The sequence below is a fragment of the Thalassobacter sp. 16PALIMAR09 genome, assembly GCF_000765485.1.
Lineage (GTDB): Bacteria > Pseudomonadota > Alphaproteobacteria > Rhodobacterales > Rhodobacteraceae > Thalassobacter > Thalassobacter stenotrophicus.
Genome location: NZ_JHAK01000009.1, coordinates 26,120 through 45,362, shown reverse-complemented (window position 1 = coordinate 45,362; position 19,243 = coordinate 26,120). Strand labels below are relative to the sequence as shown.

At 58.7% G+C, this 19,243-nt stretch carries 22 protein-coding genes; 9 read left to right on the top strand and 13 right to left on the bottom strand.

Features of this window, described 5'->3' with window-relative positions:
- Position 1 precedes the first annotated feature (1 nt).
- The 6 genes from PM04_RS15120 to PM04_RS15090 all read right to left on the bottom strand — a co-directional run bounded on the left by PM04_RS15120 (position 2) and on the right by PM04_RS15090 (position 4,834).
- Positions 2-484 carry a cytochrome c gene (locus PM04_RS15120; RefSeq protein WP_007803408.1) on the bottom strand — a complete coding sequence of 161 codons (483 nt, stop codon included), beginning with the start codon at positions 482-484 and terminating at the stop codon, positions 2-4.
- On the bottom strand, positions 481-1,875 hold the full coding sequence (locus PM04_RS15115) for a multicopper oxidase family protein (protein ID WP_038008397.1): 1,395 nt from the start codon (positions 1,873-1,875) through the stop codon (positions 481-483). The genes PM04_RS15120 and PM04_RS15115 overlap by 4 nt, the downstream gene beginning before the upstream one ends.
- A 43-nt stretch (positions 1,876-1,918) precedes the next feature.
- Positions 1,919-2,836: a cytochrome c gene (locus PM04_RS15110; protein ID WP_038008395.1), complete on the bottom strand. Its 918-nt coding sequence runs from the start codon at positions 2,834-2,836 to the stop codon at positions 1,919-1,921.
- Positions 2,837-2,838: 2 nt separating this feature from the next.
- Positions 2,839-3,414: a cytochrome c gene (locus tag PM04_RS15105; protein WP_038008394.1), complete on the bottom strand. Its 576-nt coding sequence runs from the start codon at positions 3,412-3,414 to the stop codon at positions 2,839-2,841.
- Positions 3,415-3,786: 372 nt separating this feature from the next.
- Positions 3,787-4,245: a cytochrome c gene (locus tag PM04_RS15095; RefSeq protein ID WP_038008390.1), complete on the bottom strand. Its 459-nt coding sequence runs from the start codon at positions 4,243-4,245 to the stop codon at positions 3,787-3,789.
- 28 nt (positions 4,246-4,273) lie between these two features.
- On the bottom strand, positions 4,274-4,834 hold the full coding sequence (locus PM04_RS15090; RefSeq protein WP_038008388.1) for a L,D-transpeptidase: 561 nt from the start codon (positions 4,832-4,834) through the stop codon (positions 4,274-4,276).
- Positions 4,835-4,990: 156 nt separating this feature from the next.
- Between PM04_RS15090 and PM04_RS15085 the strand changes: the two genes are divergently transcribed.
- Both PM04_RS15085 and PM04_RS15080 read left to right on the top strand, forming a co-directional pair.
- The gene (locus tag PM04_RS15085; RefSeq protein ID WP_038008387.1) at positions 4,991-5,293 is read left to right on the top strand and encodes a DUF2933 domain-containing protein; all 303 of its coding nucleotides are present in this window, start codon (positions 4,991-4,993) and stop codon (positions 5,291-5,293) included.
- A 284-nt stretch (positions 5,294-5,577) separates the two neighbouring features.
- Positions 5,578-7,707, top strand: coding sequence for a protein-disulfide reductase DsbD (locus tag PM04_RS15080; protein WP_038008386.1), 2,130 nt, complete (start codon positions 5,578-5,580; stop codon positions 7,705-7,707).
- 28 nt (positions 7,708-7,735) lie between these two features.
- Here PM04_RS15080 and ccmI read toward each other — a convergent pair whose 3' ends face one another.
- The 7 genes from ccmI to PM04_RS15045 form a co-directional block, all read right to left on the bottom strand.
- Positions 7,736-8,887, bottom strand: coding sequence for a c-type cytochrome biogenesis protein CcmI (gene ccmI / locus PM04_RS15075; RefSeq protein ID WP_038008384.1), 1,152 nt, complete (start codon positions 8,885-8,887; stop codon positions 7,736-7,738).
- Positions 8,884-9,357 (bottom strand): cytochrome c-type biogenesis protein, encoded by a 474-nt coding sequence (locus tag PM04_RS15070; RefSeq protein WP_038008382.1) that lies wholly within the window; start codon positions 9,355-9,357, stop codon positions 8,884-8,886. The genes ccmI and PM04_RS15070 overlap by 4 nt, the downstream gene beginning before the upstream one ends.
- The gene (locus PM04_RS15065; protein ID WP_038008380.1) at positions 9,354-9,920 is read right to left on the bottom strand and encodes a DsbE family thiol:disulfide interchange protein; all 567 of its coding nucleotides are present in this window, start codon (positions 9,918-9,920) and stop codon (positions 9,354-9,356) included. The genes PM04_RS15070 and PM04_RS15065 overlap by 4 nt, the downstream gene beginning before the upstream one ends.
- A gap of 8 nt (positions 9,921-9,928) precedes the next feature.
- Entirely contained in the window at positions 9,929-11,929 is a 2,001-nt protein-coding gene (locus tag PM04_RS15060; RefSeq protein ID WP_038008378.1) for a heme lyase CcmF/NrfE family subunit, read from the bottom strand.
- 64 nt (positions 11,930-11,993) lie between these two features.
- Entirely contained in the window at positions 11,994-12,299 is a 306-nt protein-coding gene (locus PM04_RS18245; protein WP_234702896.1) for an SHOCT domain-containing protein, read from the bottom strand.
- Positions 12,235-13,701: an ATP-binding protein gene (locus tag PM04_RS15050; protein ID WP_038008376.1), complete on the bottom strand. Its 1,467-nt coding sequence runs from the start codon at positions 13,699-13,701 to the stop codon at positions 12,235-12,237. The genes PM04_RS18245 and PM04_RS15050 overlap by 65 nt, the downstream gene beginning before the upstream one ends.
- Positions 13,701-14,423: a response regulator gene (locus PM04_RS15045; RefSeq protein ID WP_007803380.1), complete on the bottom strand. Its 723-nt coding sequence runs from the start codon at positions 14,421-14,423 to the stop codon at positions 13,701-13,703. The genes PM04_RS15050 and PM04_RS15045 overlap by 1 nt, the downstream gene beginning before the upstream one ends.
- Positions 14,424-14,611: 188 nt before the next feature.
- Here PM04_RS15045 and PM04_RS15040 point away from each other — a divergent pair, with 188 nt between their 5' ends.
- The 7 genes from PM04_RS15040 to PM04_RS15010 all read left to right on the top strand — a co-directional run bounded on the left by PM04_RS15040 (position 14,612) and on the right by PM04_RS15010 (position 19,243).
- Positions 14,612-15,085 carry a rhodanese-like domain-containing protein gene (locus tag PM04_RS15040; protein ID WP_038008372.1) on the top strand — a complete coding sequence of 158 codons (474 nt, stop codon included), beginning with the start codon at positions 14,612-14,614 and terminating at the stop codon, positions 15,083-15,085.
- 88 nt (positions 15,086-15,173) lie between these two features.
- On the top strand, positions 15,174-15,611 hold the full coding sequence (locus PM04_RS15035) for an ion channel (protein ID WP_052068522.1): 438 nt from the start codon (positions 15,174-15,176) through the stop codon (positions 15,609-15,611).
- Between the two features lie 161 nt (positions 15,612-15,772).
- On the top strand, positions 15,773-16,222 hold the full coding sequence (locus tag PM04_RS15030; protein WP_024099407.1) for a DUF6010 family protein: 450 nt from the start codon (positions 15,773-15,775) through the stop codon (positions 16,220-16,222).
- A gap of 3 nt (positions 16,223-16,225) precedes the next feature.
- Complete coding sequence (locus PM04_RS15025; protein ID WP_038008367.1) at positions 16,226-16,888, top strand: TVP38/TMEM64 family protein; 663 nt, start codon at positions 16,226-16,228, stop codon at positions 16,886-16,888.
- Position 16,889: 1 nt separating this feature from the next.
- Positions 16,890-17,876, top strand: a complete 987-nt coding sequence (locus PM04_RS15020; RefSeq protein WP_038008366.1) for a cation diffusion facilitator family transporter — start codon at positions 16,890-16,892, stop codon at positions 17,874-17,876.
- A 6-nt stretch (positions 17,877-17,882) separates the two neighbouring features.
- Positions 17,883-18,794, top strand: a complete 912-nt coding sequence (locus tag PM04_RS15015; protein WP_009807996.1) for a sterol desaturase family protein — start codon at positions 17,883-17,885, stop codon at positions 18,792-18,794.
- On the top strand, positions 18,791-19,243 hold the full coding sequence (locus tag PM04_RS15010) for a DUF411 domain-containing protein (protein ID WP_009807995.1): 453 nt from the start codon (positions 18,791-18,793) through the stop codon (positions 19,241-19,243). Before PM04_RS15015 ends, PM04_RS15010 begins: the two co-directional genes overlap by 4 nt.

Genomic DNA, 19,243 nt, shown 5'->3' with positions numbered 1-19,243 from the left:
TTTAGTTCTCTCCCCGTTGTTCGTCGGCTTCTGTCCGCGCGGCCTGGACTTCGCGGATGCGGTCTGGCCAGGTGGACCGGATGAAGGCCAGGATGTTGTGAATTTGCTGGTCGGTCAGCACGTCTGCGAAACCGGGCATGCCACTGTCGAATTCGACGCCCTGACGCGCCAGAAGCGCCGCACCCCCCAGTTTTGTGTAATCGAAGAGCAGGCTGTCAGGATGATGCCAGGTGTGACCCGTCTCATCATGTGGTGGTGCTGGCAGGCGCCCATCCGCGCCGGGCGTTCGCCATTCCGGCTGGCCTTCCAGACCCGCGCCATGACAAGACGCACAGTTTTCTGCGTAGAGCAACGCGCCTTCTTCGATGTCGTAGCTCTCCGCCCTGGACGCGCTGCCGACATCCGAGGATGCACTGGTCGAGAGCCAATACGTGAAGGCGGCTGCTGCGACAGTGATCGGAAGGGACCAAACGAGATATCTCATGTGACCCGTATCCAGGTTGTCATGCCAGATGCGGCGTGGCTGAGCATGTGGCAATGGAACAGCCACTTGCCGGGATTGTCTGCCGTAAAGGCGATCTCCCGGGACTCGTTGCCGGCCAACAGGATCGTGTCCCGCATCGGCCCGAACGCGCCGTCGGGGCGCAGCTCGCGGAAATGCATCCCGTGCAGGTGCATCGCATGTGGGAAAACGGTCTGGTTCTCGATCTTCAGGCGCACCGGCTCGTTCAGGGATAGATCGGCCAGTGGCGTGTAGGTCATTTCGGCGACATCATTCAGGGCCCAGAATTTGCCCGCTTGGGCAAGCTGACGGAATCCAAGACGTTCCCCGCCAAGCAATGCGGACTGCATTCGCCCCATTGCCCCGCCGGACATGACCAGTCGCAAATCACGCGCATCGGCAAGGTCCGGGGCGTGTGCCGCGGGGTTCGGCGGCAACGGCAGTGGCTTGCCTCTTGGTACTGAACTGGCTGTGCCGTTGACCAGAAAACTCACCAACGGGGTCAGTTGATCATCATCGCCGATGCGAAGCAATTGGGCGGTGCCGCCTTCGCCTTCGGTCACATCCACAATTAAGTCGACGCGCTGTGCCGGGCCGAGGATCAACTCGCCGTCAACCGACTGGGGTTGGCCGGTTGGCATTCCATCCACGGCCACCGTCCAGCCACTGAATCCAGAGAGCCTCAGCGGGAAAATTCGAGCGCTTGCTGCGTTGATGATCCGCAAGCGAATGCGTTCGTTGCGCTTCGCGGGCAAGGTCAGGTCATAGCGCCCATTGGTCGTGATAAAGTTGCCGATGCGTCCACCGTGGCTCATCATCATAGGCTGTTCGAAATTGTCGAACAGCTGCCCGCTCTCAGGGTCGAGCAACCAGTCCTCCAGAACGATGACTTCCTCGCGGTCTATGTCCGGTCCATCGACCTCTTCGACGATCAAGGCACCGCGCAAACCACGCGCGACTTGCTCGTATGAGCGATTATGCGCGTGATACCAATAGGTGCCCGCGTCCGGTACGACGAAGTCGTAGTCAAAGGTTTCACCTGGTGCCACGGCTTTCTGGGTCAGTCCTGAAACGCCATCCATCGCGTTATCGATCCGGATTCCGTGCCAGTGAACCGAACTGGGATCGGGTACCTCGTTGCGGAACCTGCGACGCACCCGATCGCCTTGTGCAACCCGGATTTCCGGGGCCGGAACAAGACCGTCATAGCCCCAGATCTCTGTTTCCGGGTAGGTGTCCGGAAGAAGTTGTCGACGCGCAACCTTGGTAACCACGTCCTCGAACGGGGTTGCGGCATAAGCCGACCGCGGGATGGCGGCCGCACAGGCCGCCAGAGTTGCATTGCGCAAGAAATCCCTACGTGTTTGTTTCATTTCGATCCTCGAGAAAGCGGGGGCGTGTCGCCCCCGCGTGATGTTAGTTCGAAGCGGAGTTCTCCGCCTCGACCGTGTCCTTGTTCAGTAGGAAAAGCGCCATCGCTTCGCGATCGGCAGGTGTCAGAAACCGAGTTCCCTCGCGAACCACTTCCGCCATGCTGCCGCCGAAAGCATCGCCCGAAGGGGTGATGCCGGTCTGGAGCGCATAAGCGAGGTTTGAAACCGTCCAGTCATTTTTGGCCAGGTCTTTTGGCCGTATCGCAGGTGCCTTGCTGCCACCGGGAAGCTGGGCGTTGCCTGCAAACCTTGCGCTCAGGTCTCGTCCCCCGGCAAAGTTGCGGGATGTATGACACGCGGCACAATGAGCGGCACCATTCACCAGCTCCTTGCCACGGTTCCAGGCGTTGCTTCTACTCTCGTCCGGCTCTGTATCCGGATCGTAGAAGAACGCCGCTCGCCAAAGCTTCAGCCCCCATCGTTGGTCGAATGGGAAGCCGACATCGTTTTCTGGTGCAGGCTTGTCCACGGGCGGCACGGTTTGAAACGCCGCCCAGAGATCCGCGATATCCTGGTCGGAGAAATCCGCATAGAAGGTATATGGAAAAGACGGATAGTACGGCGTTCCATCGGGACTGATGCCTTGTCGCACGGCTTTTGCGAACTGTTCTGCCGTCCATTCGCCCATGCCATGTTCGGGGTCGGTCGTCAGATTGGGTGGATAGAACGTTCCGAACGGGGTTTCGAGCGGCGCCCCTCCGGCAAGTGGTGCGCCGCCCGCTTCAAAATTGGTATGACAGGCAATGCACCCACTGGCGCGCGCCAAATATGCGCCCCGGTCGACATTGCCCTCTGTTGCAATCGGAGACACTGCACTGCCGACAGGCCATGCAATCACCGCGCCGAGGCCGGCCGTGCCCAGCACGGTGACCCCGCTGACGAGTGTCAAAAACCGGCGCATGGTTAGTCTTCTTCCGCCCGGAAGCGTTCATGGCACGCGGAACAGACCTGGGTCGTCATCGTGAATGCCGCGTCGGCGGGCATTTCGGCAATGGCGGCCGCATCCATCATCGTGCTCCCGCCCATCATGGTTGTATCGCCTCCCATCATGGACCCGCCGCCCATCATCGAGGCGCCATCCATGGAGGTATCGCCGCCCATGCCGCCCAATCCATTGTCGGCTGCGCGTTCCAGGCCCTCAGAGTATTCTTCCAACTGACTTGCCAAAGCTGCGAAGCGGTCCCAGTCGGTCCACACTTCGTCTTTGGCTTCCGAAGGCATGCCCCCTGTGCCCTCTGGGAACAGCTTTGTCATGCTCTCACCGGCGTGCTGCTGGAACAGACGCGCTGCATCGCTCACTGTTCCTGCGTCATAGGCCGTTTCGCCCCGCATCATCGGGGCAACGGTTTTGATCGCCTTCCCCATAGCAAGCATGGCGTCCATGCGCTCTTTTACGATGCCGGTTGCCCCGCCATGCGCAAAAGCCGTGACCGCAGTTCCTGCGATCAATACTGCCGCTGTGATAGTTATCTTTTTCATGTCTTCGATCCTTTAATGAGTCTGCTTTTCGAGCGATGTGAAATCAGACCCACCGTCGGGGCGGTGGAGGATCGCTGGTGGGGCGCAATTCGGAATTTTGAGTCGCGCCGTCTTGCATGACAGCCTTCAGAAAGTGAGGCTCGTAAACCACGTTTGTCTGGAGCAACACCGCTGCCGTGACAGAACAATCGAGTCCCGGATGACAGTGGCCAGAGGCCTGGTTCGTCGATAATTCTACATCTTCGTGGGATTGAATTTCTTGCGCCGAGGACGCTTCATCGTGATGTGTTGGCGCCTCAGGCACTCCGAGAACCACCAGGAAAACGCCGAAAATCATCGACAGTATCAATCGGCTTGTCTTCGACCAACGCATCAGTCAATCCCGTTGGCCCGCTGTAGTTCACGGACATAGGCGACAACCATCTTGACGTCTCCCTGAGTCAGTCCTTCGATCCTTGGCATATTACCGAATTTCCAGTGATGCGCACGCACGCCATTTTGAGCGGCTAGAACAAAGGCCATGTCGGAATGGTGGCTTGGCTCGTAAATCTTGTGCACAAGAGGCGGGGCAATCCCGTTTTGTCCCGCTGCGTTTGCTCCATGGCACTCGGAACACTTAGCCTCAAAAATGGTTTTCCCAATCGTGGCTTGCTCCGAGAATTCTGCCGGCAGTTGGACCTGAACGATTGGGTCGCCTGCTTCTATCCGACTTGTGTCAGGAGGCGTCATGGAATGACCCATCGCTGTATCTTCCGCAGAAATGAACTGCCAAGTTGCAACTCCCCCGCCAGCTATCACTACGGCTGCGATAAGTGCGGTCAATTTATCCATACTTGTGTCTTCCGTCTTGCCCGTTGTGTCAGATAAGTTTGACCTGAGTGCCGACAGGCACGCGCTCATAGATCTCCTCGATTTGTTTGTTGAACAAGCCGATGCAACCATTCGACGATCGGCGGCCTATCTTCCGAGTGTCTTGTGTCCCGTGGATACGGTAATATTGCCAGGAAAGATAAAGTGCACGGGTGCCCAACGGGTTGGCTGGGTCCCCTCCTTCAATACGCAACGGCCATTCCGGATTGCGTTCCCGCATGGAGGGCGTTGGCGCCCAGCTGGGTTTTTTGCGTTTTTCCACCACTTCGGTGTAACCGCGTTTGGTGAGTTCGTCGGTCAGCGGAACGGAAGTTGGGTAGATCCGCATCTCGCCATCTGCTGTCCAGTGCTGAAGCGCGCGCCTTCCGGTATCCGAGATAATGATTCCTTTTCCAAGCACATCGAAATGGTCTTGCCACTCATGAACTCGGAAAGAAGAGATGTTGCGACGAATGGTTTCGGCGCGAACCACGCTGGGTGCAGCCAAAGCGGCAGCCGCATATCCCAATAGGCGTCGCCGATTCATCTTGTTGTTTCGCGAAGTCGTCATGACACACTCCAAGCCTCGGATTTGTTGCATCTCTTTTACGGGAGACCCGGCATCAGGCAACCTGACAAGGCCGCGAGAAGTGTATCCATTTGTATCCTTGACCTTACCCTGCTGGAGGGTCGCAAATAGCGCGAAGAACGAGACAAAGAGGGTGTCATGGACCACCAAAACCACAGAAAAAAGTCGATCACGGACAGGCTCATGCATTATGGCATGATGGCATGTTGCGTCGTCATGCTGCTGCCCGTTGCGGGGTTTTTTCTTGCCGGCGGCACATTGGCGGGCATGTGGGGCAATGCAGCGGCTTTCGCCCCGCTCCTGCTGTGCGTCGGGGCCCATCTGGTGATGTTCAAGGTCATGGGTAAATCGTGCCATTCGACCAAAGCGAAAGACCCCGTAGAAGAAATGCCAGAGACCGTGCCATCTGCAATTCCTGTCGTCGCCCGCAATACCCAGTGAAATGGGCAAGGTGGCGCGGGTGGGCGCGTTGTTGACAGCAGTTACGTTGCTTGGCGGATGCGCCGGAAGTCTTGAAGACTGTCCAGATCGCAACTCTATCCTGTCCACTAAACATCAAATCAGCAATTGGCCCGATGGGTGCCGTACTTCCACTTTTTCTGGTGCTGGTATCGCGCAGGTCGTCTGTGCCGATGGGCGTCAGGGTTTTGCCGTAGGTGGTCTTTGAGACAATTTCCGGCGTTTTATTACTATAGGCGTAAGAATTGAGGGAAGGATACAGGTTCTTGATAGATAACCTTCTGATCCTGCGTCGGATTTTCCTGCTTCCCTTCGTGCTCGTGGCGCTTGTCTCTGGAAGTGTCTCGGCAGCAACATCTGCTGAATACCAGAGTGTGCCACTCACCGCGTATCTCATTAGTGCCCAGGACGGGGTTCCCGAGAACACACAGACTCTGTCAGCCGGGCTTCATCTTCAACTGAACGAAAACTGGAAGACCTATTGGCGGTCGCCGGGAGAGGTTGGAATACCGCCTTCGGTCGAATGGAGCGGTTCCGAAAACGTCGCAGATGTCGAATTCATGTGGCCCGCCCCAACGCGCTTCACCGCCTTCGGCATCGAAAATTTTGGGTATGCGGGTGAAGCCGTCTTTCCGCTGCGCGTGACGCTCGAAGATCCCGGCGCACCTGTGACTCTTTCCGCGCAGGTCAAACTGCTGGTGTGTTCCGATGTCTGTGTCCCGGAAGAGTTTGACCTGTCACTTCGCCTCGGACGGGGCAACGTCATCGACAGCACTTCGGCTGGGCTGATTGGCACGTTTTCCGCGCGCGTCCCCGAAGGAGCCGAGACGAGCGGCGTCAGCGAGGCAAATGCCTTCATCGACGAAGACCTCACGGAGTTGATCGTCAGCCTTCGCGTCGATGAACCACTCCAGTCGCCGGATGTGTTTCCCGAACTGGGTATGGGTGTTGCGCTTGGCAAACCCGATATCCGTTTGGGAGAAGATTATCGTTTGCTCTGGGCGCGCTTGCCGATCCTCTCGTCGAACATGGATGTGACAGTGGCGCCGTCGATTACCGTCACCGACGGCGAGAACCGGGCCTTCACGATCATCGCGGATCGCGTGGCGCAAGGTATAGCACCGCCCTTTGAATTGGCCGCCACGACACCAGACATGATGGAACTGCTCTGGATTGCCGCGATCGCGCTGCTGGGTGGATTAATCTTGAATGTGATGCCCTGCGTGCTGCCGGTGCTGTCCATCAAGGTGTCGTCTGTGCTCAAACACACCGATCACGACACAACCCGTGTCCGGTTTGGCTTCGTCGCAGCCGCCGCTGGCATCATGATGTTCATGTGGGGCCTGGCGCTCGTCCTCTGGGCGCTCCAGACGGCAGGGCTCAGCGTCGGGTGGGGGCTGCAATTCCAAAGCCCGCTGTTTCTCGCGGTGATGATCGCTGTCCTGCTCGTCTTTTCGGCAAATCTGTTGGGAGCGTTCGAGTTCGCCCTTCCACAAGGCCTGCAAACACGGCTTGCTGGGGCCGGAGGGCGCAACGGCTATTCCGCCGACTTTTTCACTGGCATGTTCGGTGCCGTCATGGCGACGCCTTGTTCGGCACCGTTCCTCGGCACCGCTGTGGCCTTTGCTTTGGCCGGGCGTGGCTTGGACATCCTCATAGTCTTTACGAGCCTCGGGTTCGGCCTCGCCCTGCCCTATCTCGTCATCGCCGCGTTCCCACGTCTGGTCGCATTCATTCCCAAGCCTGGTCGATGGATGCTGATCATCAAGAGCGTCATGGCGGTCTTGTTGCTTGCAACCGCCGTGTGGCTGTTCTGGGTGCTCGACGGTGTCGCGGGGCTGGCCTCCGTCATCGCGGTCGCGGCGTTGTCCGGTCTTGCCGTTCTGATACTGTCCCTCCCGAATGTGCAGTCCCAATTCAGGTGGTCTATTGCCATAGCCAGCCTTGTCCTGGCCATTGCCGCAGGTCCTCTCTTGCAGCAATCAGCACCTGCGCGTTCGACGCCGCAGTTGGCAATGGCTTGGATCGCATTTGATCGTTCGGAAATAGCGAAACGCGTGTCCGCAGGAGAGGTCGTTTTTGTCGATGTGACCGCTGACTGGTGTCTGACTTGCAAAGCGAACAAGACACTTATCATCGATCGGGAGCCAGTCCGGAGCGCGCTTGGAGCGCCTGGAGTCACGGCGATGCAGGCAGATTGGACACGCCCGGACACGCGCATTTCCCGCTACCTTGAGAGTTTCGGCAGATACGGCATCCCCTTCAATGCCGTCTACGGACCATCGGCACCGAACGGCATTGTGCTGTCCGAATTGCTAAAAACCGAGGACGTGATGAACGCCTTGGCGCAAGCCAGTGGTCGGGATGTTTCCGCAAAGGTTGCCGGACAGGAGTGACCTGCTCGACCGGGACACCGAGCAGTAGTCAGCCGCCGAGCCGCTCAAGCGCGGCACGGACCGCCGCACGCCGAGGATCACTGGCGGGCTGCTGCTCCAACAGCGCTTCAGCCTTGCGGTAGGCCTCAACGGCGCGATCCTGCTCCTGAAGGACGGTATAGGCATTTGCCAGCCGCATCCAACCATCCAGATCGTCCGGTTCATCCTCAAGACGCTCGGCCAGCCGCGAGACCATCGATCGGATGAACTCCGCGCGATCCGCGTCATTCATCTCCGACGCCGCCGCGACATCTGCGGCACTCGGGCCTGGTTGCGACGTCGGCCCGCTGGGTAGATTGACGACCGGAAGGTCAGCTGCCGCTGCAATCCGGTTGATCTGCGCTGCATAGGTCTCCATCCAGGGAACGTAAGCCTCTTCCTGATTCAGCCGTGAAACAAGCAGATCGTAGGCCTTACGCGTCTCTTCTTGCTGAAGGTAATACAGAGACTCGAAGTAGGTTGCCGCAGGATTGGATGGGTCAAGGTCCAAAGCGCGATCAATGGCCAATTTCGCCCGTGGAATAACAACGCCGTCATTGGCAACCGCGACAGCCTCTGCCAGCATGGAGAATGTCGCGGAGGTGGCATCCTCCCGTTCGGCAACGACTTCGAAGGCTTCGACGGCATCGGCTGCTCTGCCCATGCGCTGATAGGTCTGGCCCAACAGCATCCACCCTTCGCTAGGGCCGCCGGTCGGATCGGATACAAGCCTTTCGCGAAGTTGTATTGCCAGCGCCGTCACTTCATCAGTCTGTGCCCGCTCCTCTGCACGGGCAGCGAAGGCCATTGAAGGAACCTCCGGCGATCCCATCGTCAGATAGTAGCCCGTGGCAATAACCGGCGCGAGGACCGCCGCGACAACGAGAGTGACTCTGCCACCATTACGGGATGATCCGACTTTTTCTTCCGAATTGCGGGTCGTCGCGAGGATCCGTTTCTTGATCTCGAGTCTGGCTGCTTGAGCTTCCTGTTCAGAAATCAAACCGCGGTCCATGTCTCGTTGAATTTCCCGCATCTGATCGGCAAGGATCGCCGGTACCGCATCTCCTCTGGTGAGAGTGTTCGATTTGGACAGCAGCAGCGGGTAGAGGACAATTCCGACTGCGAGCAGCGTCAGAAGACCGAAAATACCCCAGATCATGACGCATCCCCCGCTTCGTTTCGTCTGAGAATTTCGGACACGGTGTTCTCATCCTCCGCGCCCAAATCTTCAAAAGCCTCTTGCTTTCGCCGACTCATCAGTACCCCACCACCAACGAAAACCCCGACCAGAACGAAAGCGATTGGCGCAAACCAAAGCGCGTAGGTCGCAGGCTCCAGAGGCGGTTTGAGCAGCACGTAATCCCCGTACCGCGCCCGGATGTAGGCGATCACCTCGGTGTCACTGTCTCCGGCGACCAGGCGCTCGCGTACGAGCAGACGCAAGTCCCGCGCCACACCCGCGTTCGAGCTGTCGATGTCCTGATTTTGACAGACGACGCATCGCAGATCCTTGGAAATCTCCCGCGCACGCTGTTCCAATACCGGGTCGGTCAGCATTTCGTCCGGTTCCACCGCATTGGCGGCAAAGGGAAGGAGCCCGATGCAAAACGCGAAAATCAACTGTCTCATGAACCTGCTCCATTTGGCAGTGCGCCTGCCTGCTTCAGGGCTTGCGTGAACCGTTCGACGGCGTCCGGACCCACGACCGGCCCGACATAGCGAAACAAAACGGTGCCATCGCTATCGACGATGAAGGTTTCCGGCACGCCCGACAGGCCCCATTCGATCCCGGTCCGGCCCGACAGGTCGGACCCGATCCGCTCGTAGGGATTGCCGAGGTCATTGAGCCACTTCACGGCATCCTCAGGTTTGTCTTTGTAGTTTATTCCGAACAACCGCATGCCTTCTCGTTCGACAAATCTTGTCAACACGGCATGTTCCGCGCGGCAGGGCACGCACCAGGACGCAAAGACATTGACCACGACCGGTCGTTCGTTGCCGACAAGATCGCTTCGGGCCAGGCCGGGTGTCTCCAACCCCGGCACGGGATCGAGGTCGAACGCCGGGGCCGGTTGCGAGATCAGGACGGAAGGGATCTCGTTGGGATCCCGGTCGGGATTGAGCCCCCAGAGAAAAAACCCACCGAATATGACCGCCGCAATAAACGGCAGCCCGGCAATGAGACGTTTCATCTTCTCTCCTACTCGGCAGGAACAGCATCGCTGGCTGGCTGTTTGGCGCGGCGCGGCGCCCCGACCCTCAAACGGCGATCCGACAAGGACAAACAGCCACCGATCACCAGCAGGATTGAGCCGATCCAGATCAGGTTGACGAGCGGTTCATAGAGGATCCGAAGGGTCCATGCTCCGGCGTTGTTCACTTGATCGGAGGCTGGCGTTGCAATCGACGTATAGAGATCACCCGCCAATGTGGAGCGGATGGCCGACTCCGTCGTCTGGCTTTCCGCGACCGGGTAATACCGGCGTTCCGGGAAAAGCGTCGTGACCAATTCGCCATCCCGACGCACCACAAGGGTGCCGCGATCCGCGATGTAGTTCGGCCCTTGAACCTTTGCGGCCCCTTCGAAGGTGATGTCGAACCCGGCGATCGTGACTTCGGTCCCGGGGGCGGCAAAGACGATCTCCTCACTCTTCCATCCGGTCGAGCCGATCATCCCCATCATCAACACAGCGACGCCGGCATGGGCAAGCGTCATACCGTGAGAGGCGCGTGGCAGGTTGCGCACGCGTCTCGCGCTCTCTGCAAGGGAAACCTCGAACAGACGGATGCGTAGCGCCCATTCCCGCAGGGTCGCAAAAAGCAGCCACGCTGCGCCGAGGATGGCAAGATAGGCCATGATCGGCCCACCGTTCAGAAGATACCATGCGGCCAAGGCTGCAATGACCGCCAGAACGGCCACGAATTGGATGCGATCGAGCAAACCGGCGATATCAGCCCGCTTCCACGACAGGAATGGACCAAGACCCATGAACACGACCAGTGCCAGCATCATCGGAATGAAGGCCGCGTTGAAGAAAGGTGGACCGACCGAGATCTTGTCCCCGGTGACAGCCTCCAGGATCAGTGGATAAAGCGTCCCGAACAGAACGGTTCCCGTAGCGGCGGCCAGAATGAGGTTGTTCACGAGCAGCCCGGCTTCGCGGCTGATCGGGCGAAACAAACCACCCGGCTCCATTTCGGGCGCCCGCCAGGCGTAGAGCGCCAGCGACCCACCGATGGACACCGCGAGTAAACCCAGAATGTAAACTCCGCGCTCTGGATCGACGGCGAACGCGTGTACGGATGTAAGCAGGCCTGACCGGACGATGAACGTCCCGAGAAGTGAAAGCGAGAAAGTCAGGATGGCAAGCAGGATGGTCCAGCTTTTGAACGCATCGCGCTTTTCCGTGACGATGGCCGAATGCAACAGCGCTGTGCCCAGAAGCCAAGGCATGAAGCTTACATTCTCGACCGGATCCCAGAACCACCAGCCGCCCCAGCCCAGTTCATAATAGGCCCACCAAGACCCGAGGGCGATACCCGCCGTCAGGCTGATCCAGGCGGCCAATGTCCATGGCCGGACCCATCTGGCCCAGGCCGGATCGACGCGACCCTCTATAAGAGCCGCAACGGCGAAGGAAAACACGATGGAGAAGCCGACATACCCGAAATACAAGAGCGGCGGGTGCAAGGCGAGGCCCATGTCCTGAAGCAACGGGTTTAGGTCATTGCCGTCAAGCGGCGGCGGAAACACTCGCTCGAAGGGGTTCGACGTCAGCAGAAGGAACGTCAGGAAGCCGACACTGATCCACGCCTGCACCGACAGGGTGCGCGCCTTGGTCTCCGCGGGGATGTTAGATCCGAACCAGGCGACGCCCGCGCCGAACACCGCGAGGATCAGGATCCAGAGCAGCAGCGAACCCTCATGGCTGCCCCATGTCCCGGCCACCTTGTAAAGCATCGGCTTGAGCGAATGGGAATTCTCAACGACGTTCCTGACGGTGAAATCGCTGACGATGAAAGCCTGCATCAGCGCTGCGAAGGCTATGGCCACGAACAGCACTTGTCCTATTGCCGTCGCCTGAGCGGATTTCATCCAGACGGCGTTTCCACGCGACGCACCTGCAATCGGTAGAACGCTTTGAACAAGTGCGAGGGCCAGCGCGAGGGCCAGTGCGAAGTGACCAATTTCCGGGAACATGGCGTTCTTTCCTATCTAAGGTTGGTGGCGTCGCGTCGGACAGTGTTCAAATTTGTAATGTGGACTACTCGTCGAGTGTCGCTTTCAGGCGGCGAAACTCTTCGTCGTCGATTTCACCATTCACAAAGCGACGCTTCAGCGTTTCCCGCGCGTCCGATTCCGGCGGGGGAGTGCCATTGTCGCGCAGCCTGAGCACAAGAAACACGATCAATGCGATCACGGCGCCCCAGAAGGCGAGCATCATGAAGCCGCCCATAAAGCCATAGCCACTGCCCCACATGTGACCTGTCCAGGAGCCTGGTCCATCAGCCTGCGCCATGCTGGCGGGCAAGCTGGCCAGCAACGTTGGAATGAGCGTTTTCAGTTTCATCTGTTTCTCCTTCGATTAGTTCGCTTTCATCCAGTGGGATGGTGACAACAGCGCGCAAACCCGCGCTGTTATGGTTGACCAGCTGGATATCGCCGCCATGGGATTGGACGATTGTCCTCGCGATTGAGAGCCCAAGCCCATAACCGCCCGTTTCCAGAGACCTCGATTGCTCGAGGCGATAGAAGGGATCGAAGACCTTTTCCAACTGGTCGACGGGAATGCCGGGCCCATTGTCATCGATGTTGAGTACGAGGTTCGAACCGTGGGTCGCCCAGCTGACTTTTGCGGCACCACCGTAGCGAACGGCGTTCTCAAGCAAGTTCCTCAGTGCCCTTCGGAACGCGTTGGGTCGAAGCCGCACGGCAACATCATCACTCGGGGCAAAGGTGCAGTGTGCCGCCATATCGCTGCACAAGCTGTCCAGAAAATTGCGCAGATCGACCACTTCAGCACCTTCGGATCCGGTAAGGCCCCGTGCAAAGGTGAGCGTCGCTTCGACCATACTCTGCATCTCTTCGACCGATGCGATGAGGCTGTCCCGCGTCTCTTCTTCGTCAACCAGCTCCGCGCGGACACGCATAGCAGTCAACGGCGAGCGTAAATCGTGACCAAGCGCTGCGAGCATCCGTGTCCGATCACTGACAAACCGGGTCAGCCGTCGTTGCATGCGGTTGAAGGCGACGGTCAGATCCCTGACCTCGGTCGGCCCTGCGACGGTCAATTCAGGCACATCCTCGCCCCGGCCAAGATGGTCCGAGGCCTTCGACAGGTGCCGCAAAGGACGCGTCAGGCGCGTCATGACAAACCAGAAAATCGCCACCAAAAGCAGTCCGGCGGAAATTCCAAAGGTCAGCATCGAATAGAAAGGCCATTGGATTGGTGGACGCTCGAACCGCGTTCCGACATTCAGCCAACGCGCTCCCTTAATGGCGATCGACAGGTTCATTTCAACCGCTATCAACTCTCCGCGCATCATCGCGAGATGCATTTCCGTCATTTCGTCAGAAAGATTGGGCAAGGGCCTCAATTCGCCCTCGATCTCGTGCAGTTCAACGCGAATATCGCGGCTGTAGCTATCGTCCATTAGCGCACGGATACGCCCTTCAACAAGGTCGCCATGCGAATGACTGGTGTGTTCCACACTCGGAGCGTCTGACAGATCAAACCGGATAAGTGGTGAATTTGCTGCGCGAAGGATGGAATTCTGCAGGTCCAACGGGGCCTCTTCGATCAACCGCGCCACATTCGCTGCGCGTCCAGCAGCCTCGAACCCCAAAGCAGCACGGATCGCAAGGCTGCGCTCGTCAGCGAACAGGAACAGGCTGATTGCCTGGGCCACGACAAGCACCGCAACCACAAGCAGGATCAACTGGCCGCTCAGAGATCTCATCGCACGGCGCATCACGGCGCATCCTCGACATCGGCAGCCAGACAGTATCCGCCGTTCCGCACCGTTTTGATGACACTGGGCCTAAGTACATCCGGCTCGATTTTGCGGCGGAGGCGGCTGATCTGATTGTCGATGGTGCGATCCATCGGGCCTGCCGTCCGCCCAGCGGTCAGGTCAAGCAACTGGTCACGGCTGAGCACCATCCTCGCGCGTTCCAGCAGGACCGCCAGCAATTTGAACTCGGAGGTCGTCAATGGGGTCTCGGTGGTGGACTCGTCAATCAGCACCTGCCGGTCGGTATCCAGTATCCAGTGCGCAAAAGAGACTTTCCTCCCAGCGAGGCTTCCGGCCACAGGTTCGTCGCGGTTGCTTCTCCGAAGAACCGACTTGATGCGGGCGAGCAGTTCTCGTGGATTGAACGGCTTGGCGAGATAATCGTCCGCACCGATTTCCAGACCCACGATCCGATCCGTTTCCTCACCAAGCGCCGTCAGCATGATGATCGGAAGATCACCTTCTGGCGCAAGTCTGCGGCAAACCGACAAACCGTCCTCGCCCGGCATCATGACATCGAGCACGAGCAGGTCGAAGTGACCGGTGGCCAGCTTGGCATCCATCTCCACGGCATCCCTGGCGACGGTCGTGCGCATTCCGTTCTTCTCCAGAAAGCGCGCGACGCTTTCACGTATCTGTGCGTGGTCATCCACGATAAGGATATGAGGTGGCGGTCCCATGGTGTCTTTCCTAAATCATCGTTGCATCGTGTTTCATGGGCAGAATTGTAGCCATTTGTATCAGGTCAGTCCCTTGCTACAGATGGATACAAATCTGTGCCTGCACCGTGTCGTGCTCCCGGGTAGCGTTGCCGGCATGTTATGTGACCTTTGGGATCGCAACCGATCAAAGGATGAGGTTTTCGAATATGGCTCTTGATTTGAACCGGCGCCGTTTCATTCTGGGTGCTCATATGACGGTGCTGACCGTCACGGCGTCACCGCTGCTGGCGCAGAGCCGATCTGTCTGGTCGGCAGAGAATGCCTTTCACGCGCTTCTATCGGATACGGCGCGGATCATCGATGTCAGAACGCGCGAAGAGTGGCAAGAAACCGGCGTAGGTGCTGGTGTATGGCCGATAAGCATGCACGCGTCCGGTTTTCCGGACCGATTGTTCAGGGCGAAGGAACTGAGCGGTGATCGCACTGTTGGACTGATCTGCGCCACTGGCGGACGCTCCGCATCGCTGCTTCGAGCGTTAAGACAAGCTGGTTTCTCGGGCTACGCCGATATCTCGGAAGGGATGTTGGGATCAGGCGAAGGGCCGGGCTGGATCGCATCGAACTTGCCGACCGTTCCGGTGGATGTCGCCCTGAACGGGTTGCCCCCTGCGCTGGCCTGACCGGTGAAGATCCTATCCGTCCGGTTCTGCTAACAGACTGATATGTGCTTAAATTGGCCTGTTTGAACAGGAAAACGGGAATGGATTCATGATCGAGTTGATGGCCATGTTCGTCGGAATATGCGCAGCGATCCTGATGGGAATTGTCCATCATTATGCGTTGTCGGGCATTTTGAAGTTTTCCCCGTGGCGGTCGGATGGCTCCGGCTTTCGGATCATCCTGACGTTTTCCGCATTGCTGTTGCTGCACGTATTGGAACTTGTGACGCTCGCCGTGTTCAACACGATGGTGGTGGCAAGCGTTCTGCCGCAATCGTTCAGCAACAGCCCGCCGATGTTTCAGGATGTTCTCTATGTTACGGGCATCTCGTTCTCGACCCTTGGCTATTCGTCCATAGAGGTGGTCGGGCCCTTTCGACTATTGCTGATGCTGCAATCGCTTTTGGGCTTCATGTTGCTGACCTGGTCAGCGACGTTTCTTTACTCAGCCTGCCAGCAAGTCTGGCAGAAGGCGAAAGATGACTGAAAATCGCCACGCGCGTCGGACATGAACCGGGCGTCAGCGTCAAATGCGTCCTGATATCGGTCCTTTGACCTCCCCGTGGAACGGTTGAGTGAGCGCCGCGTTGCGCGCGTGGATGAATAACCCTTGACCTTCCAGTTGCTGGAATCCCTAGGTACCAAGCCATGGCACAGATTTTCAAAAAGACAGGCGATCACTTATCGCACCATCGACACGGGGATATCTTGAAATTTCCCGTATGGGTTGGCGTGTTGATTGTCTTGCTCTCAATGCCGGCTCACTTGTTTTTGGATGAAAAGAGCTCGATAGCTCTTGCTTCGATCACGCTTGCTTTGATTGGCGGTGCCTATATCGGCTTTGGCGCCGCGGACGGCAGAGCGCGCGTGTTCTGGGCAGAGCTCGCCGTGGCCCTTTTGTTCGGCTCGGCAGCCTTCCTGGGGCTGATATGGCATTGGGCCTTCCTCCCCTTGGGCTTGGCCCTGCACGCCCTTTGGGACATGTCACACCACAATTCTTATCGTCTCGCCCGGATTCCGAACTGGTATATTCCATTCTGCGTGGCCTTTGACCTTTTGGCAGCGACGTTCTTCGTTCTGCTCTATGCCGTGTTTTGATCCATGATGATGCGCGTTCTTCTTATTGCGGTGTTCCTGATGGGAGTCGTCGCATTGGCCTTCCCGGACGTCCTTGGCGTTGACATTCGCCTGCCGGATCGCGCGGAAATTGACCGCTGGATCGAGGCGGCAGGTCTTGCCGGACCAATTGTCATCGTGGCGCTTATGACAATCGCTATCGTGGCAAGCCCCCTGCCCTCGGCGCCGATCGCACTCGCCGCCGGAGCGGCTTATGGACACACGTACGGGACGCTCTTCGTCGTTCTAGGTGCGGAACTCGGTGCGCTTGCCGCCTTTGGTCTGGCCCGCGGCCTGGGTCGTCCCTTCGTTGAGCGTCATCTCGGTCAGAAGATTAACGCAGGCCTGTTCGGGTCCCAGAACACTCTGACCTTCCTGGTCTTCGGCAGTCGCCTGCTGCCGTTTCTGTCCTTCGATATGATCAGTTACGCCGCAGGTCTGAGCAAGCTGCATCTTTGGAGGTTCGCGCTGGCCACGATGGCCGGGATTATTCCCGCAAGTTTTTTGCTCGCTCACATGGGCAGCCAGGCGATGAACGGAGATGCCCGCACCGCCACATGGACCGCGCTTGCGCTCGGTGGCTTTACGGGCCTGTCGGTTCTCTTTGCCGCGACGCGAAAGACCGGTACGCAACGGGAGGAGAGCTGATATGGCCAATCATTCTCACGCTGGACACATGCCGAGTTCCGGCAAGGCCCTTGTGATTTCTGCCTGGCTCACCGGCGTCTATTTCATGATTGAACTCGCCGTCGGGCTCTGGACCGGCTCGATCGCCGTCCTGTCGGATGCGTTTCACACCCTGTCGGCGGTTGGCGGTGTTCTCGTGGCCATCATCGCGAAGCGGATTGCGCGCCGTCCAGCGGATTCGGCGCGCAGTTTCGGATGGTACCGCGCCGAGATCATCGGCGCGCTGGTGAATGGCAGCTTTCTTCTCGGCATGGCGCTTCTGGTGATCTGGATGGGCGCGATTCGGCTCGGAAATCCGATCCACCTGGCCACGGGCCCAATGCTTTGGGTCGCCTTCGGTGGCCTGGTCACAGAGGTCATCTCGCTGGGGCTGATGTGGCAATCGAGCAAAGACGATCTGAATGCCCGCGGCGCGCTCTGGCACATCATCCAGACCTTTGTCGGCAGCCTCCTGATCATCGTGACCGCTCTCGTGATCGAGTTCACCGGCTTTCTCGCGATCGACCCGATCCTCGGCATGGCGTTCGGGGTGGTTCTCCTCTGGGCCTCCGTCGGCGTAATCAAAGAAGCGGTCCACATTCTCATGGAAGGCACGCCCGAGGGAACGGATCTCGACGCTGTGATGGCGGATCTGAACCACCAGGACGGGGTTGTGGATGTTCACCACGTGCATGCTTGGACGCTGACCAGCGGCAAACACGCGTTTTCCGCCCATATCCGCCATAGGGCACCCGCCGAGGCCGCGCACTTGCTGAACAGGGCCTATCGACGGCTGACGGAGCAGCATGGGTTTCACATGGTCACGCTGCAGCTCGAAACCGAGTGTCTCGACGAGCGCCACGCGCTGGATGTTGATATAGTCCAGATAGCGGCTGCAAAGGCTGCGCAAGAAAAGACTGATGTGCGAGATGCGCATCCGCACCCAAGCCCTAACACAGAAGGGCCATAGACTGTGATGGACACGATACTTGCCGCAGAGCCGGAGATTCGTCTGACGGCGTTTTTGAGTGTGCTGGCCGCCATGGCGCTTTGGGAACTCGCCGCCCCGCGTCGGCGGCGTGACATTCCGCGTGTCATCCGTTGGTCGAACAATCTGGCTCTTGTCGTGATCGATACGGCGATCCTGCGGTTGTCTTTCCCAATCCTGGCCGTTGGTCTGGCGGTCATGGGCGAGGAGCGGGGTTGGGGTTTATTCAACACTATCGGCGCGCCGTATTGGTTGGCCGTTGTCCTGTCCATGCTGCTTCTCGATCTGGCCATCTATTTGCAACACGTCATGTTCCATGCCGTCCCTACGTTGTGGCGTCTGCACCGGATGCACCACGCGGACCTCGAGTTCGACGCCACAACGGGATTGCGCTTTCACCCGATTGAGATCCTTATCTCGATGGCGATCAAGCTAAGCTTGGTCGCAGCGCTTGGTCCGCCCGCCGTCGCGGTTTTGTTGTTCGAGATCATCCTCAACGCCACGGCACTCTTCAACCATGCCAACATCAACCTGCCGAGACCAGTCGACCGGTGGCTCAGATGGATCGTCGTCACACCCGACATGCACCGCGTGCATCATTCTGTCGATCCGCGCGAAACCAACTCAAACTACGGCTTCAACCTGCCGTGGTGGGACCGCCTCATGGGTACTTACGTTGCCCAGCCCGCGAAGGGCCACGAGGGAATGACGATCGGCATCGAGCAGTTTCGCACGACGCGCGACCTCTGGGTCGACAAGATGTTGATCCAGCCCCTTCGCGGGCCGGCAAGCGGGCACGCCCTGGATGCACCCGCCCTCTCGCCGACAGAGCAGGAACAGCCTCTGGACTCTCAAACACACAGTTCTACGGTCTCGGATACTTCAAAAAGGAACACATGATGAAAAGACGCACATTTTTGCTGGCCGGAGCGGCTGCCACACTCCCCCTGCGAGCACTGGCCAACACAGAACCGGTCATTAAAGTCCTGAAAACCCCCACCTGCGGGTGCTGTACCGCCTGGGTCGATCATGTCCGGCAAGCGGGCTTCACGGTCGAGGCGCAGGATGTCGATCAGGATGCGCTTTATGCGTTCAAAGACCGGCTACAAATCGCTCCGGAACTTGCTGGATGTCACACGGCGATCATAAGTGACTATTTTATCGAGGGCCACGTGCCTGCCGCGGACATCACGCGGCTGCTGGCAGAACAACCGGTGGCGCGCGGGTTGACGGTTCCCGGCATGCCGATGAGTTCGCCCGGCATGGGCGGTCCCGGGGCTGGTGACACTTTTGATACCTTGCTTGTCGGCTCCGACGGGGTGACCTCGGTCTTCGCGAGCCACAGCTGA

Coding starts and splice junctions, on each gene's coding strand:
- PM04_RS15120 (WP_007803408.1), bottom strand. CDS start 484: ATGAGATATCTCGTTTGGTCCCTTCCGATCACTGTCGCAGCAGCCGCC.
- PM04_RS15115 (WP_038008397.1), bottom strand. CDS start 1,875: ATGAAACAAACACGTAGGGATTTCTTGCGCAATGCAACTCTGGCGGCC.
- PM04_RS15110 (WP_038008395.1), bottom strand. CDS start 2,836: ATGCGCCGGTTTTTGACACTCGTCAGCGGGGTCACCGTGCTGGGCACG.
- PM04_RS15105 (WP_038008394.1), bottom strand. CDS start 3,414: ATGAAAAAGATAACTATCACAGCGGCAGTATTGATCGCAGGAACTGCG.
- PM04_RS15095 (WP_038008390.1), bottom strand. CDS start 4,245: ATGGATAAATTGACCGCACTTATCGCAGCCGTAGTGATAGCTGGCGGG.
- PM04_RS15090 (WP_038008388.1), bottom strand. CDS start 4,834: ATGACGACTTCGCGAAACAACAAGATGAATCGGCGACGCCTATTGGGA.
- PM04_RS15085 (WP_038008387.1), top strand. CDS start 4,991: ATGGACCACCAAAACCACAGAAAAAAGTCGATCACGGACAGGCTCATG.
- ccmI (WP_038008384.1), bottom strand. CDS start 8,887: ATGATCTGGGGTATTTTCGGTCTTCTGACGCTGCTCGCAGTCGGAATT.
- PM04_RS15070 (WP_038008382.1), bottom strand. CDS start 9,357: ATGAGACAGTTGATTTTCGCGTTTTGCATCGGGCTCCTTCCCTTTGCC.
- PM04_RS15065 (WP_038008380.1), bottom strand. CDS start 9,920: ATGAAACGTCTCATTGCCGGGCTGCCGTTTATTGCGGCGGTCATATTC.
- PM04_RS15060 (WP_038008378.1), bottom strand. CDS start 11,929: ATGTTCCCGGAAATTGGTCACTTCGCACTGGCCCTCGCGCTGGCCCTC.
- PM04_RS18245 (WP_234702896.1), bottom strand. CDS start 12,299: ATGAAACTGAAAACGCTCATTCCAACGTTGCTGGCCAGCTTGCCCGCC.
- PM04_RS15050 (WP_038008376.1), bottom strand. CDS start 13,701: ATGCGCCGTGCGATGAGATCTCTGAGCGGCCAGTTGATCCTGCTTGTG.
- PM04_RS15045 (WP_007803380.1), bottom strand. CDS start 14,423: ATGGGACCGCCACCTCATATCCTTATCGTGGATGACCACGCACAGATA.
- PM04_RS15040 (WP_038008372.1), top strand. CDS start 14,612: ATGGCTCTTGATTTGAACCGGCGCCGTTTCATTCTGGGTGCTCATATG.
- PM04_RS15035 (WP_052068522.1), top strand. CDS start 15,174: ATGATCGAGTTGATGGCCATGTTCGTCGGAATATGCGCAGCGATCCTG.
- PM04_RS15030 (WP_024099407.1), top strand. CDS start 15,773: ATGGCACAGATTTTCAAAAAGACAGGCGATCACTTATCGCACCATCGA.
- PM04_RS15025 (WP_038008367.1), top strand. CDS start 16,226: ATGATGATGCGCGTTCTTCTTATTGCGGTGTTCCTGATGGGAGTCGTC.
- PM04_RS15020 (WP_038008366.1), top strand. CDS start 16,890: ATGGCCAATCATTCTCACGCTGGACACATGCCGAGTTCCGGCAAGGCC.
- PM04_RS15015 (WP_009807996.1), top strand. CDS start 17,883: ATGGACACGATACTTGCCGCAGAGCCGGAGATTCGTCTGACGGCGTTT.
- PM04_RS15010 (WP_009807995.1), top strand. CDS start 18,791: ATGATGAAAAGACGCACATTTTTGCTGGCCGGAGCGGCTGCCACACTC.